Source organism: Catellatospora paridis, from assembly GCF_009720365.1.
Lineage (GTDB): Bacteria > Actinomycetota > Actinomycetes > Mycobacteriales > Micromonosporaceae > Catellatospora > Catellatospora paridis.
In genome coordinates this window covers 494,258-507,566 of sequence record NZ_ML769315.1, presented here as the reverse complement: position 1 = coordinate 507,566, position 13,309 = coordinate 494,258, and the positions used below count along the sequence as shown (strand labels likewise).

At 71.2% G+C, this 13,309-nt stretch carries 16 protein-coding genes; 10 read left to right on the top strand and 6 right to left on the bottom strand.

What is annotated here, in order from left to right; translation table 11 throughout:
- Window positions 1-22: 22 nt before the first annotated feature.
- The 4 genes from F9C41_RS15160 to F9C41_RS15145 all read left to right on the top strand — a co-directional run bounded on the left by F9C41_RS15160 (window position 23) and on the right by F9C41_RS15145 (window position 4,795).
- Window positions 23-2,830: a vitamin B12-dependent ribonucleotide reductase gene (locus F9C41_RS15160; protein ID WP_155387400.1), complete on the top strand. Its 2,808-nt coding sequence runs from the start codon at window positions 23-25 to the stop codon at window positions 2,828-2,830.
- Window positions 2,831-2,951: 121 nt separating this feature from the next.
- Window positions 2,952-3,875 carry a serine hydrolase domain-containing protein gene (locus F9C41_RS15155; protein WP_155387399.1) on the top strand — a complete coding sequence of 308 codons (924 nt, stop codon included), beginning with the start codon at window positions 2,952-2,954 and terminating at the stop codon, window positions 3,873-3,875.
- Between the two features lie 81 nt (window positions 3,876-3,956).
- The gene (locus F9C41_RS15150; RefSeq protein ID WP_155387398.1) at window positions 3,957-4,373 is read left to right on the top strand and encodes a type II toxin-antitoxin system HicB family antitoxin; all 417 of its coding nucleotides are present in this window, start codon (window positions 3,957-3,959) and stop codon (window positions 4,371-4,373) included.
- On the top strand, window positions 4,370-4,795 hold the full coding sequence (locus tag F9C41_RS15145) for a cytotoxic translational repressor of toxin-antitoxin stability system (RefSeq protein WP_155387397.1): 426 nt from the start codon (window positions 4,370-4,372) through the stop codon (window positions 4,793-4,795). Before F9C41_RS15150 ends, F9C41_RS15145 begins: the two co-directional genes overlap by 4 nt.
- A gap of 2 nt (window positions 4,796-4,797) precedes the next feature.
- Here the strand turns inward: F9C41_RS15145 and F9C41_RS15140 are convergent, their stop codons facing one another.
- Window positions 4,798-5,496: an N-acyl homoserine lactonase family protein gene (locus tag F9C41_RS15140; RefSeq protein ID WP_155387396.1), complete on the bottom strand. Its 699-nt coding sequence runs from the start codon at window positions 5,494-5,496 to the stop codon at window positions 4,798-4,800.
- 56 nt (window positions 5,497-5,552) lie between these two features.
- On the opposite strand from F9C41_RS15140, the gene F9C41_RS15135 reads away from it, so the two are divergent.
- Window positions 5,553-5,915, top strand: coding sequence for a DUF6915 family protein (locus F9C41_RS15135; protein ID WP_155387395.1), 363 nt, complete (start codon window positions 5,553-5,555; stop codon window positions 5,913-5,915).
- Window positions 5,912-6,409 (top strand): hypothetical protein, encoded by a 498-nt coding sequence (locus F9C41_RS15130; protein ID WP_155387394.1) that lies wholly within the window; start codon window positions 5,912-5,914, stop codon window positions 6,407-6,409. Before F9C41_RS15135 ends, F9C41_RS15130 begins: the two co-directional genes overlap by 4 nt.
- A 79-nt stretch (window positions 6,410-6,488) precedes the next feature.
- Here the strand turns inward: F9C41_RS15130 and F9C41_RS15125 are convergent, their stop codons facing one another.
- On the bottom strand, window positions 6,489-6,797 hold the full coding sequence (locus tag F9C41_RS15125; RefSeq protein WP_120318619.1) for a tetratricopeptide repeat protein: 309 nt from the start codon (window positions 6,795-6,797) through the stop codon (window positions 6,489-6,491).
- Window positions 6,798-6,989: 192 nt separating this feature from the next.
- Between F9C41_RS15125 and F9C41_RS15120 the strand changes: the two genes are divergently transcribed.
- Window positions 6,990-7,916, top strand: a complete 927-nt coding sequence (locus F9C41_RS15120; protein WP_155387393.1) for a DMT family transporter — start codon at window positions 6,990-6,992, stop codon at window positions 7,914-7,916.
- A 128-nt stretch (window positions 7,917-8,044) separates the two neighbouring features.
- On the opposite strand, the gene F9C41_RS15115 is transcribed toward F9C41_RS15120, so the two are convergent.
- Window positions 8,045-9,046, bottom strand: a complete 1,002-nt coding sequence (locus tag F9C41_RS15115; protein ID WP_196279773.1) for an aldo/keto reductase — start codon at window positions 9,044-9,046, stop codon at window positions 8,045-8,047.
- Between the two features lie 162 nt (window positions 9,047-9,208).
- Between F9C41_RS15115 and F9C41_RS15110 the strand changes: the two genes are divergently transcribed.
- Entirely contained in the window at window positions 9,209-9,970 is a 762-nt protein-coding gene (locus tag F9C41_RS15110) for a hypothetical protein (protein WP_155387392.1), read from the top strand.
- Window positions 9,971-10,007: 37 nt separating this feature from the next.
- Here the strand turns inward: F9C41_RS15110 and F9C41_RS15105 are convergent, their stop codons facing one another.
- Window positions 10,008-10,385 (bottom strand): VOC family protein, encoded by a 378-nt coding sequence (locus tag F9C41_RS15105; protein WP_155387391.1) that lies wholly within the window; start codon window positions 10,383-10,385, stop codon window positions 10,008-10,010.
- A gap of 73 nt (window positions 10,386-10,458) precedes the next feature.
- Between F9C41_RS15105 and F9C41_RS15100 the strand changes: the two genes are divergently transcribed.
- Entirely contained in the window at window positions 10,459-11,004 is a 546-nt protein-coding gene (locus F9C41_RS15100; protein ID WP_155387390.1) for a hypothetical protein, read from the top strand.
- 83 nt (window positions 11,005-11,087) lie between these two features.
- On the opposite strand, the gene F9C41_RS15095 is transcribed toward F9C41_RS15100, so the two are convergent.
- On the bottom strand, window positions 11,088-11,804 hold the full coding sequence (locus F9C41_RS15095) for a metal-dependent transcriptional regulator (RefSeq protein WP_155387389.1): 717 nt from the start codon (window positions 11,802-11,804) through the stop codon (window positions 11,088-11,090).
- Between the two features lie 99 nt (window positions 11,805-11,903).
- Complete coding sequence (locus tag F9C41_RS15090; RefSeq protein ID WP_155387388.1) at window positions 11,904-12,335, bottom strand: VOC family protein; 432 nt, start codon at window positions 12,333-12,335, stop codon at window positions 11,904-11,906.
- A 63-nt stretch (window positions 12,336-12,398) separates the two neighbouring features.
- On the opposite strand from F9C41_RS15090, the gene F9C41_RS15085 reads away from it, so the two are divergent.
- The gene (locus F9C41_RS15085) at window positions 12,399-13,223 is read left to right on the top strand and encodes a sulfurtransferase (protein WP_155387387.1); all 825 of its coding nucleotides are present in this window, start codon (window positions 12,399-12,401) and stop codon (window positions 13,221-13,223) included.
- Window positions 13,224-13,309 lie beyond the last annotated feature (86 nt).

The following is a 13,309-nucleotide window of genomic DNA, read 5'->3' as shown; positions in this document are numbered from 1 at the left end:
GAGAAACCTGAGGGGGCTGACGATGGGGGAGAACGCCACGGCGAGCGCGAAGCGCACGCGGGCGAACGCCGGAGGTCTGAAGATCGAGCGGGTGTGGACGACCGAGGGCGTCCACCCGTACGACGAGATCGCCTGGGAGCGCCGGGACGTCGTGATGACGAACTGGCGCGACGGCTCGATCAACTTCGAGCAGCGGGGGGTCGAGTTCCCCGACTTCTGGAGCGTCAACGCGACCAACATCGTGACGACCAAGTACTTCCGCGGCGCGGTGGACACCCCCGAGCGGGAGTGGAGCCTGAAGCAGCTGGTGGACCGGGTCGCCAAGACCTACCGGGCCGCCGGTGAGAAGCACGGCTACTTCGCCACCGCCGCCGACGCCGAGCTGTTCGAGCACGAGCTGGTCTGGATGCTGGTGCACCAGGTGTTCAGCTTCAACTCGCCGGTCTGGTTCAACGTGGGCACCGCCAGCCCGCAGCAGGTCAGCGCCTGCTTCATCCTGTCCGTGGACGACTCGGTCGACTCCATCATGGACTGGTACAAGGAAGAGGGCCTGATCTTCAAGGGCGGCTCCGGTTCCGGCGTCAACCTCTCCCGCATCCGCGCCAGCAAGGAGCTGCTGTCCTCCGGCGGCACCGCCTCCGGCCCGGTCAGCTTCATGCGCGGCGCCGACGCCTCGGCCGGCACCATCAAGTCCGGTGGCGCGACCCGCCGCGCGGCCAAGATGGTCATCCTCGACGTGGACCACCCGGACATCGAGGAGTTCATCGCGACCAAGGCGCGCGAGGAGGACAAGATCCGCGCGCTGCGGGACGCGGGCTTCGACATGGACCTGGGCGGCCGCGACATCGTCAGCGTGCAGTACCAGAACGCCAACAACTCGGTGCGCGTGTCCGACGAGTTCATGTCCGCGGTCGAGGAGGGCAAGAGCTTCGACCTGCTGGGCCGCCTCGACGGCCGGGTCATCGACACCGTCGACGCCAAGGGCCTGTTCCGCAAGCTGGCCGAGGCCGCCTGGGCCTGCGCCGACCCCGGCATCCAGTACGACGACACCATCAACGACTGGCACACCTGCTCGGAGACCGGCCGCATCACGGCCAGCAACCCGTGCTCGGAGTACCTGCACCTGGACGACACGTCCTGCAACCTGGCGTCGCTGAACCTGCTCAAGTTCCTCGGCACGGACGGCTCGTTCGACGTGGCGCGGTTCTCGAAGTCGGTCGAGTTCGTGATCACCGCGATGGACATCTCCATCTGCTTCGCGGACTTCCCGACCCAGAAGATCACCGAGAACACCCGGGCCTACCGGCAGCTCGGCATCGGCTACGCCAACCTGGGCGCGCTGCTCATGGCCTCGGGCCTGCCGTACGACTCCGAAGGCGGCCGCCAGCTGTCCGGCGCGATCACCGCGCTGATGACCGGCGTCGCCTACCGGCGCTCGGCCGAGCTCGCCGGCGTCGTCGGCGCGTACGACGGCTACGCCCGCAACGCCACCCCGCACCAGCGGGTCATGCGCAAGCACGCCGCCGCCGCGGAAGCCCTCAAGCCGCAGGGCGCCGTCGCGACCCTGGTGGCCAAGGAGGCGCAGAAGCAGTGGAAGGCCGGCAACGCCCTCGGTGAGAAGCAGGGCTGGCGCAACTCCCAGGCCAGCGTGCTCGCCCCCACCGGCACCATCGGCTTCATGATGGACTGCGACACCACCGGCGTCGAGCCGGACCTGGCGCTGGTCAAGTTCAAGAAGCTGGTCGGCGGCGGCTCGATGCAGATCGTCAACCAGACCGTGCCGCGCGCCCTGCGCAACCTGGGCTACCAGGAGGAGCAGGTCGAGGCGATCACCGAGTTCATCGCCGAGCACGGCCACGTCGTCGACGCCCCCGGCCTCAAGCCGGAGCACTACGCCGTCTTCGACTGCGCGATGGGCGAGCGCTCGATCGCGCCCATGGGCCACGTGCTGATGATGGCCGCGGTGCAGCCGTTCATCTCCGGCGCGATCAGCAAGACCGTCAACATGCCGGAGTCGGCGACGGTCGAAGAGGTCGAGCAGATGTACTTCGACGGCTGGCGCCTGGGCCTCAAGGCCCTGGCCATCTACCGGGACAACTGCAAGGTCGGCCAGCCGCTGTCGGTCTCCAAGAAGGAGAAGGAGCCCGCCGCGGCCGTCGCCCCGGTGTCCGCCCCCGTCGTGGAGAAGGTCATCGAGTACCGCCCGGTGCGCAAGCGCCTGCCGAAGAAGCGCCCGTCGCAGACGGTGTCCTTCACGGTCGGCGAGGCCGAGGGCTACCTGACCGCGTCGTCGTACCCCGACGACGGCCTCGGTGAGGTCTTCCTGAAGCTGGGCAAGCAGGGCTCGACCCTGGCCGGTGTCATGGACGCGTTCTCGATCGCCGTCTCCGTCGCGCTGCAGTACGGCGTGCCGCTGCAGACGTACGTCGAGAAGTTCATGAACATGAAGTTCGAGCCCGCCGGCATGACCGACGACCCGGACATCCGCCTGTCGAACTCGGTGATGGACTACATCTTCCGCCGCCTGGCGCTCGACTTCCTGCCCTACGAGCAGCGGGCCGAGCTGGGCGTCTTCACCGCCGCCGAGCGCGCCGCGCGGCTGCGGGCCGAGGAGGAGGGCGTGGAGTGGGTGCCGCAGGCCGCCCCGGTCGTCTCGTCGGCCGTGGTCCCGGCCGCCCCGGTGCGGGTCGGCTCCTCGACCGAGGTGCTGGAGTCCATCACGGGCAAGGCGTCGGACGCGCCGCTGTGCTACACCTGCGGCACCAAGATGCGCCCCGCGGGCAGCTGCTACGTCTGCGAGGGCTGCGGCTCCACCAGCGGCTGCAGCTGAGCACCCACGGCGGTGCAAGCCGCCGGTGACGTGACGAGAGAACGGGATCGGGCCCTGGGCCCGGTCCCGTTCCCCGTTTTCCGGGACGGCCGGGATGGGCGGCCGGTCGTAGGGTCGGTGGATGCCGACCCTCCCCGAGATCCCCGGCGCGGTGCTGATCATGAAGGGCGACGACGTGATCGCCGACGTCACCAGCCCTGGCGTCAGCGCGCGCACCCGTTTCCAGCTCGCCTCGGTGAGCAAGCAGTTCACGGCCGCGGCCGTGCTGCTACAGGCCCAGCGCGGTGTGCTGCGCCTGGACGACCCCGTCGGGCGGTGGATCGGCGGCTGCCCGCCGTCGTGGCAGGACATCACGCTGCACCACCTGCTGGCGCACTCGTCAGGGCTGGGGCACTGGGACGAGTACCCGATGATCGACCTGTTCCGGTGGGTGCCGCTGGACGACCTGCTCAAGACGTTCCACGAGGTGCCGCCGCTGTTCGCGCCCGGTGGCGGCTGGCACTACAGCAGCCCCGGGTACGTGCTGCTGGCGCACGTGGCGGAGCGGGCCGCGGACACGCCGTACCGGGAGTTGCTGGAGCGGGAGATCTTCACGCCGCTCGGGCTTGCGGACACCTTCGCGGGCGAGCCGGGAGACCGAACGGACCTCGCCGGCGGCCTCGGCGAGGACGGCCTGCCGACGCCGTCGTACGAGCTGGACGTCGTCGGCATGGGCGCGGGTGACCTCTGGTCCACCACCGGCGACGTGGTCCGCTGGATCGACGAGCTGCGGGCCGGGCGGCTGCTCGACGAGCACCACCTCGGGCTGATGCTGTCCGAGCAGGCCCCGACCGGTGGCCGCCCGGAGGCCAGCGGATACGGCTACGGCTGGGTCGTGGGGACCGTCGACGGGCGGGCCTGGTTCCACCACTCCGGCGGCAACGGCGGCTTCCGCACCTACGCCGCCTGCGTACCGGCCTCGAACCACCGCGTCGTGATCCTCAGCAACTCCGAGACGACCACGGCGGCCCTCCTGAACGACGTCCTGGCGGTCGCTCTCACCTGAAGGCCCGGCATAAGTACGTTAAGTACTTGACGTACTTGGCCGTGTCCGGCAACCTTGGGACCAGAGAACAGGGAGGGTGGCATGTCGGCCGTTCACTACGACAGCTACACGGACGCTCGTACACATCTGAAGGATCTGCTCGACGCCGCCGATCGGGGGCGGGTCGCCACGGTGCGGCGGGACAGCCGGACGACGGCATTCGTCGACCGCGAACGCCTGCGGCACTTCCTCGCCGTGGTCAGCCCTTCGCGGGCACAGGTCGTCGCCGAGAACGGCGGCTGGTCGGTCTTCATCCCCGGCCTGCCGGTGGCGGCCGATGGAGCGACGTTCGACGAGGCGCTGGACGAGATGGTCCTCGCCCTGCGCGAGTACGCCGAGGACTGGCAGGACCACCTGCTCGACGCGCCCAATCACGCGGGCAACTGGGGGCTGGTGCAGCTGGTGAGCCTCAGTGACGACGGCCAGCTGCGCGATTGGCTCGTCGGGGCCGGACGATGACCTGGCCGCAGCCGACCAGGCAGGCGCACGAGAGTTTCTGCCACGTGGAGAAGTGGGACCGGGTGCGCGACGCCCGTGGGCGGACGGGCACCCACCACGTCACCTACGAACTCCACCTCAAGGACGGCCGGATCCTCCGGACCAGGATCTCCCACCCCGTCGACCGGACCAGCTACGGGCCGGGCATTTGGAGCCACATCCTCCGCGACCAGCTCGACGTCACCGAGATCGAGTTCTGGACCTGCGTTCAGGACGGCATCAAGCCCGATCGCGGCGAGCCCGAGGTCCCGGCCGAAGCCCTGCCCGCGGACCTCGTCTACCTGCTGATCCATCGCGTCGGGCTGGCCGGGGCCGCGGTTGCGGCGATGACAAAGGACGAGGCCGTGGCGCGGCTGAACCGATACTGGGCCGAAGGATCCTGAGATCAGGCGAGCCAGGCCGCGGCGTCGTGCGCGAACAGGACACGCTGCGGGTCGAGGGTGGCGAGGCGGTCCAGCCACGGGTGGTAGGGCGGGAGTGGCGCGGCGGCACCGTCGGCCACCGCCTGGCGGGCGAGGTGTGCGCAGCTGAAGTCGGTGGCGAGGTCGTAGGCCTGCCCGGCCAGGATCGTCGTCACGCCGTCGGGGCTGCGTACGACCAGGCTTTGATGCCCGGCGGTGTGGCCGGGCGTCGGGACGATCCACACGCCGGGGCTGATCTCGGCCTCACCGTCGAGTTCCTGGTAGTCGACGCCGGGGAAGTCGACCAGGTGGTCGAAGGTGTAGTCGCCGGCCCGCGCGGTCGCCAGCTCGATGCGCTGGGTGAACACGGGGCGGCCGGGCAGCAGCGGGTTGCCGCCGCAGTGGTCGAAGTGCAGGTGGCAGTTGACGACCAGGGCGATGTCGTCGAGGCGTACGCCATGGTCGGCCAGCGCCTGCGGCAGCGGGCGGCGAAACGGCCGGTAGTGGGCCTCGGTCTCGTCGTCGCCCCGGCCCAGGCCGGTGTCGAACAGAATGAGCCCGTCCGCGCCGTCCACCAGGTACGCCAGGACCGCCTCGACCCTCGGATGTGGACCTCCGGCCTCCTCGGCGGGCCGGATGAAGTAGCCGAGATCCAGTCTGCGCACCGCGTTGTCGCCCGCCATCAGGACATCCTGACATCGATCAAGAATTGTCGGGGGAGCTGCCTAACCTTCGCGCCATGAATTCGTGGCACCACGCGCTGTCGGCCGCCCGCAAGTGGGGCGGCGAGCCGGAGGACTACCTGGCCATCGAGGAGTTCATCGACTCCTCGAAGCAGATCATCGGCGATGTCCGGCACCGCTCGATGTACCACCACACCGCGGGCGTCTACCTGTGCCAGCGCATTTTCGGCGACACGCTGCAGGTCGGGCGCAAGCGCATCCCGGTGCGGCTGATCGCGGAGCGGCACGTCCTGGAGGACCTGGGCTGGCTGCCCTCGCCCGCCGATTACATCGCCGGGATGGCGATCAAGCCGTGGATGTCGGGCGCGCAGCGCAAAGAGGTGCCGTTGTCGACGCTGTTGGGAGAGGACCACCGTTGAGCCACACCAGTTTTCTGGGCATCCCGGTCGAGGGTGAGATCACCAGGAGCGACCGGGTGCCGCAGCGCCCGCTGTCGGAGCTGAGACCGCTGCTGACGGCGGTGCTGGACGACGACGCGGTCGTGGAGTTCGGCTGGCAGCAGTACACGCCGTACTTCAACGACGGCGACACGTGTGTGTTCGGCGCGCACTCGTTCTGGGCGCGTACGACCTCGGATGCCGCGCGCGACGACTGGCGCGTGCTGGGGGTCGGCAAGTACTCCGGCCGGCATCCGACCCTGGGCGGCCGGTGCCTGTCGAATCGAGGCACGTACCCGCGTGCCGAATTGCCGTACGAAGGCGATGAGCAGGAGCGCTATGAGCGAATCCGGGCGCTGGCGGACGGCGTCTGGGACGGCGAGTTCGATGACGTGCTGCTGGAGGCGTTCGGTGACCATGCCACGGTGACCGTCCGGCGCACCGGCATCACGGTCGAGTTCTACGACCACGAGTGACCCGGCCGACGATTCGGCCGCGGCACCCGGGCTGGACAGGGCAACGGCGTCCAGCCCCGGTGCCGCGTGTCCGTGGGGCTCAGGCCCCCATCGCGTCGGCGATGCGCAGGTGCGGGCGGGCCTCGTCGTGGCGGCTCTGCCGCTGCAGGCAGCGGCCCAGCATGAGGTGGGCGTAGTGCTCGGCAGGGTCGTGGTCGAGCACCCGGCGCAGCTGCTCCTCGGCCTTGTGCAGCTGGGCCGAGTGGTAGTAGGCGCGCGCCAGCAGCAGCCGGGGCGCCACGTCGTCGGGTGCCTCGTCCACCACGGGTCCCAGGATCTGGGCAGCCGTGATGTAGTCGCCGTAGTCGAAGAACAGCCTTCCGCGCTCGTACTCCTCCAGGATTCCCACGCATCGGACAACTCGCTGGATGGCCCGCGAATTCCCCGGCTAGCATCGCGGCCATGGCTCACTCGATCATCTCCCCGCCGGTCGCCTGAGGCGGACGGCGCAGCACCACTGACGTGACGGCTCGGCCGCGCGTCCGGTGGCCCGTCCGCGTACGCGGAATCGTCGGCCATCGAGCAGTGGAGACAAGGGAAGATGGAGTCCGTTTCAGGGCTCGCGCCGTCGTGCGCGGGCCGGTCCGCGTCGTACGGGCGCGGCATGTTCTACGTGGCGGTCGCGGCGGCCGCCTGGGGCACCGGCGGCGCGGTCGCCGCGGTCCTCTACCGCACCAGTGGCCTGGGCCCGGTGGCGGTGTCCTTCTGGCGGCTGGTGGTCGGCATCGCCATGCTGGCCGGCCTGCACCTGGCCGTCGGCGAGCGGTTCGGCGCGCGATGGCGTGACGCGCTGGTGCTCGGGGCCGGGCTGGCGGTGTACCAGACGGCCTACTACGGCTCGATCGCGTACGCCGGGCTGGCCGTCGGCACCGTGGTCACGCTCGGCGCGTGCCCCGTGGTGATCGCGCTCGCGGCTCGTCGGGTGCTCGGCGAGGCGCTGACCGCGGGCCGGGTTGTCGCGGTGGCGGTGGGGTTGGCGGGGCTGGTGCTGCTGGTGGGCGGCGGCGGGCAGGCCGGGTCCGCGCCGGTGCTCGGGGTGGCGTTCGGGCTGCTGTCGGCGGCCGGGTACGCGGTGGTGACGATCTACTCGCGGCGCGTCGGGGGCGACCTGTCCGGGGCCACGGTCGCCTCCTTCGCGATGGCGGCGGGCTGCCTGCTGCCGATCGCGGTGGCGGAGGGGCTGCTGCCGTCGGTGGGCGGTCCGGCCGCGCTGTCGGCGGGCGGGCTCGCGGGCACGATCGGCTGGCTGCTGTACCTCGGGGCGGTGCCGACGGCGTTGGCCTACCGGCTGTTCTTCGCGGGGGTGGCGGTCGTCCCGGCGACGGTGACGGCAGTGGTGACCCTGGTGGAGCCGGTGGCGGGCGTGCTGATCGCGGTCGGGCTGCTGGGCGAGCGGATCACCTTGGCGGCGGCCGCCGGGGTGGTGCTGATGCTGGCGGCGGTCGCGGGCCTGGCCCGCACCGGCTGACCGCCGCGCCGTTCACCCCCGGCGGTCGAGGTCGCCGGGCGGTTGGCGGGCGGTGATCGCTGTTTCGTGCCGGAAAGTCGGGTCAGGCTGCGGATCCTGACACGAGACAGCGATCACCAGGCTCGCCGCTACAGGTTGACGGTGGACATGCCGGAGGGGGCGTAGCGTTCGCCGGCTACGGCGCCGGGTGGGACCGCTTCGGTGAGGCGGCGGAGTTGGTCGGCGGTGAGCACGACATCGGCGGCGGCCATGTTCTCCTCGAGGTAGGGCACGCGCTTGGTGCCGGGGATCGGGAGGACGTCGTCGCCCTGGGCCAGGAGCCAGGCCAGGGCGGCCTGGGCGGGTGTCACGCCGACCTCGTCGGCGACCTCGCGGACGGCCTGCACCAGGGCCATGTTGTGGGCGAAGTTCTCCTCGGCGAAGCGCGGCACGGAGCGACGGAAGTCGTCGTCGGCCAGATCCGCCGGTGAGGTGATCTTGCCGGTGAGCCAGCCGCGACCCACCGGGGAGTACGCCACCAGCCCCACCCCGAGCTCGCGGCAGGTCGCCAGCATCTCGTCCTCGACGAAGCGGGTGAACAGGGAGTACTCCATCTGCACCGCGGAGATCGGGTGCACGGCGTGGGCGGCCCGCAGCGTCGCGGGGCTGACCTCGGACAGGCCCAGGTAGCGGACCTTGCCCTGCTTGACGAAGTCGGCCATGGCCGCGACGGTGTCCTCGATCGGCACGTCCGGGCTGCGCCGGTGCATGTAGTACAGGTCGATGTGGTCGGTGCGCAGGCGGCGCAGCGAGTCCTCCACCGCCTGGCGGGCCCACTGCGGCGAGGAGTCGATCCAGCGCCGGACCAGGTTGCCCTGCGCGTCGGTCTCGCCGCGGTTGGCGAACTTGGTGGCCAGCACGTACTCGTCGCGCCGGTCGCCGATGGTGCGGCCGATCAGCTCCTCGTTGTGGCCGAAGCCGTACATGTCGGCGGTGTCGAAATGGGTCACCCCGATGTCCAGGGCACGCCGCAGCGTCGCGGCCGACCCCTCGTCGTCGCGCTGCCCGTAGGCGAAGCTCATTCCCATGCACCCGAGGCCGATGGCGCTGACCTCGGGGCCGTTGCTGCCGATGCGTCGCATAGCGGTCATGCCTCCATCTTCTCCCCGCACGGGGTGGGCGCGCCCGGGGAGCCGGTTCCCGCCCCGCGGCGCCCGCCACCCGCCACTCGGCGTCCGGAGCCGGACACCGAGGGTCCCGGATGACGGGGTCCGCCGATACGATGCGCTGACCCCGAACGCCAGGAGCCCTTCATGACGTATCCACCCCCGCCCTCGGAGCAGCCCGGCCCCCCGCAGCAGCCCGGTTACCCCGCCCAGCCCGGATATCCCGCCCAGCCGGGGTATCCCGCCCAGCCCGGCTACCCGGGACAGCCCGTGCCGCCGGCCCCGAAGAAGTCCCGGGCCGGCCTCTGGATCGGCATCGGGCTCGGTGTGCTGCTGCTCTGCTGCGGCGGCGGCATCGGCGGCTGGTTCCTGCTCAAGGACACCGCCGACCAGCTCGAGCAGACCGTCGGAGACGTGCTCGCCTCGGCCAGCGCGCAGGCCGCGGCCAAGGACATCACCGTGGTCGCCCCCGCGTCGCTCGCCGGACGGCCCAAGTCCACCGATCCGCAGCTCGAGGCGCTGACGGACACCATGAAGGGCAGCTTCGAGACGATGCTGCCGTCGTCGACGAACGCCGTGGCGGCGTTCTACGGCGACCAGGCCAAGCAGGACCTCGTGATGGTCTTCGCCGCGGCGGCGCCCATCACGAGTCCCAGCCGGGAGCTGGACGCCGCGTTCGCCGGCATGGGCACCTCGGGTGTCGTCGCGACCGGGATCGCCCCGGTCGACGCGGGCCCGCTCGGCGGCGAGGCGAAGTGCGGCAGCGCCAAGGCCGAGGCGGTGCCGCTCGTCGTCTGCGCCTGGGCCGACAAGGGCAGCCTGGGCATGGTGGTCTGGTACTTCAAGACCGTGAACGAGGTCAAGGCCGAGTTCGTCCAGATCCGCGGCCAGATCGAGCAGGTGGGCTGACCCGGCCGCGTGACGGGGACGGGCGCTCCCGCCCCCGTCACGCGTTCTGCCAGAGCCCGACCGTGTTGCCCTCGCTGTCGGCGATGTACGCGGTGAAACCCATCGTGCCGACCGATCGGCGCTCCTGGACCACCCGGCCGCCACACGAGACGATCTTGGCGAGCGCCGTGTCGATGTCCTCGACCTCGACCGTGATGACCGGCCCGGTCACCGGTGCCTCGCGCCGGGTCATGCCGCCGTTGATGGCGCCGGGTTCGGTCGGGTTGCCGCGGTCGTCCGTGGCGACGGTGCGCACCCAGATGTAGTCGAACTCCGGCATGGCGTCGAGCTGCCAGCCGAAGGCGTCGGTGTAGAACGCCCGGGCCCGTTCGACGTCGTCGGCCGGGAGCTCGAAATGCACCACTTTTCCCGTCATGGCATCAGGCTAGGCACCGCACTCGAACGTGAGCGGACTTTCGGCGTACCCGGACAGCGACTAGTTTGGTCCGGTGCGGACGACAGTGATGGCCTTGGTGGCGAGCGGAACGCTGCTGGCAGGCTGCTCGGGTGCCGGAGCGTCCGCGCACGAGCCGCCCGAGCAGGCGTCGCCGCGGGTCGTGTCGCCCAGCCCGCCCGCGCCGACCGGTGCCTGCCTGCTGCTGGACTTCCCCGGCATCGAGCAGCGGCTGCACGTGCGGATGGCGGTGGCCGGCGCGGCGAACCACGAGAAGACCAGCACGTGTGTGGCCCGGCCGACCGAGGCGGCGCTGCCGGAGCTGAGCGTGTCGGTGACCCCGACCAAGTCCGACGTCGCCGTGTTCAAGGACAAGATGCTGCCCGACGGCGCGAAAGCCGTGCCGGCGCTGGGCAAGGTGGCCTACTCGCAGCTCAAACCGGCCGCCACGGGCCGTGGGCCGTACGTGGAGGTCGGCTGGCTCGCCGGCAACGCCCGCCTGCTGGTGCTGAAGGTCACCCTGCCGGAGGGCGGCGACGGGGCTGCCCTGCTGCCCGACGTCGTCGAGCTGGCCAAGGACATCGACCGCGCCGGAGTCTGACCGGCGGTGAAACAGACCAGGCCCCGTCGCGCGGCAGCGCAGACGGGACCTGGTTGACGAACGACTGCTCGACCCACCCGCGGCTAAACAGCCGCGCCCGCGGAGGCGGGCGCCAATGTCGCAGTGACGAACACCCGCGAGGCCACCTCGCGGGGCAGGCGGACGGGCTCGCCGCCGTGGTCGATCGAGACGCCGTCGCGCTCCTGGGCGACGGTGACCGTCGCGCCCGGGTCGACGCCGGCGGCGTGCAGCTGGCGCAGCACCTCGGAGTCGGTCTGCACGCTCTCACAGATCCGGCGGACCACGACCTGGCCGGTGAGCCCGGGGAAGGCGAGGTTGCGCTCGGGGGTGTCGCCGCCGTCGGTGTCGCGGGGCTTGATGTCGAGGGCGTCCAGGCCGGGGATGGGGTTGCCGTACGGCGACCGGGTCGGCCGGTTGAGCAGGTCGTAGACGCGCTTCTCCACGGCGTCGCTCATCACGTGCTCCCACCGGCAGGCCTCTTCGTGGGCCTCCTCGTAGGGCATGCCGATGACGTTGACCAGCAGCAGCTCGGCGAGGCGGTGCTTGCGCATGACGGCGACGGCGTGCGCCCGGCCGGCCTCGGACAGCTGCAGATGGCGGTCGGTCTCCACGACGGTCAGCAGACCGTCGCGCTCCATGCGGGCCACGGTCTGGCTGACCGTCGGGCCGCTCTGGTGCAGGCGCTCGGCGATGCGGGCGCGCAGCGGCGGCACGCCCTCCTCCTCGAGCTCGAGGATGGTGCGCAGATACATCTCGGTGGTGTCAATGAGGTCGGACATGAACGGGTCCTCTCCAAGTCGCTGGCTGCGATTCTATTGCGTGTCACCGCAGCGACACCCGTCGGCGTATGTCGGTTGATCAACCTGTGGCCGCACCGCTCATGGCAGTTCGGGCAGGCCTGCGTCGTTGAGCGGCCAGAACGGGTTGTATGCCACCTCCCAGGCATGTCCGTCCGGATCGGCGAAGTAGCCCGAATAGCCGCCCCACTCCACCTTCTGGGCGGGTTTCAGCAGTGTCGCACCGGCCGTCACGGCTGTCGCGAGCGCCTCGTCCACCTCCGCCTCAGTGGCCAGATTCACGGCACAGGTGACGTTGCGGAACCCGGCCGGCTCCTGCGCCGGCAGCAGCGCGTCGGCGGCCAGCTCGCTGCTGGGATACAGCGCCAGCAGAGCGCCCGCGGTGCGGAAGAAGCTGATGCCGTCCTGCGAGCGGGCGGACAGCGGCCAGCCCAGCCTCTGGTAGAAGGCGGTGGAGCGGGACAGGTCGGTGACGCCCAAGGTCACCATGCTGATGCGACCGGCGAAAGTCATGGCCGGAAGTCTCGCAGCAGGGTGGGACAGTGCGCCACGACACCCGGACGCCGATGGTGTTGACTGGCGAATGTGCGTACTCCACTGATCACTGTGGCGGAGCTGGCCGACCGGCTCCGCTCCGGGCAGCCCACGACCGTGCTGGACGTGCGGTGGCGGCTGTCCGGCCCGCCCGGCCGCGACGACTACTACGCCGGCCACCTGCCGGACGCGGTCTTCGTCGACCTGGACCGCGACCTGTGCGGGCCGCCCGGGGCGGGTGGCCGCCACCCGCTGCCGCACCCGGAGGCGCTGGAGGGCGCGCTGCGCGCCGCGGGCGTACGCGAGGGCAGGCCGGTCGTCGTCTACGACGCCGGTGACGGCATGGCCGCGGCCCGCGCCTGGTGGACGCTGCGCTGGGCCGGGCACGCCGACGTGCGCGTGCTCGACGGTGGTTTCGCCGCCTGGACCGCCGCCGGTGGTGAGGTGACCGACAAGCCGACCGACGTCATCCGGGGCGACGTGACCGTGGTGCCGGGGGGTATGCCGGTGCTCGACGCCGCCGGCGCGGCCGCGCTCGCCGCCGACGGGGTCCTGCTGGACGCGCGCGTCGCGCCACGGTTCCGGGGTGAGACCGAGCCGATCGACGCGGTGGCCGGGCACATCCCGGGCGCCCGCAACCTGCCCTACGGCGAGCTGGTCGCCGCCGACGGCACGCTGCGCGCCGACCTCGCCGCCGTGTTCGCCGACCTCGGCGACGGGCGGGTCGGGGCATACTGCGGCTCCGGCGTCACCGCCGCGCACACCGTGCTGGCCCTGCACGCCGCGGGCCGTACCGACGCCGCGCTCTACGTCGGCTCCTGGAGCCACTGGATCACCGACCCGTCCCGGCCGGTCGGCCGCGCATGAGCGGGCGAATCTTGAACATCTTCGATGCCGCCGACGAGCGGAGCGAGGAGAGGGCATGAGCGGGCGAACCGTGCCGACCGGTCGCC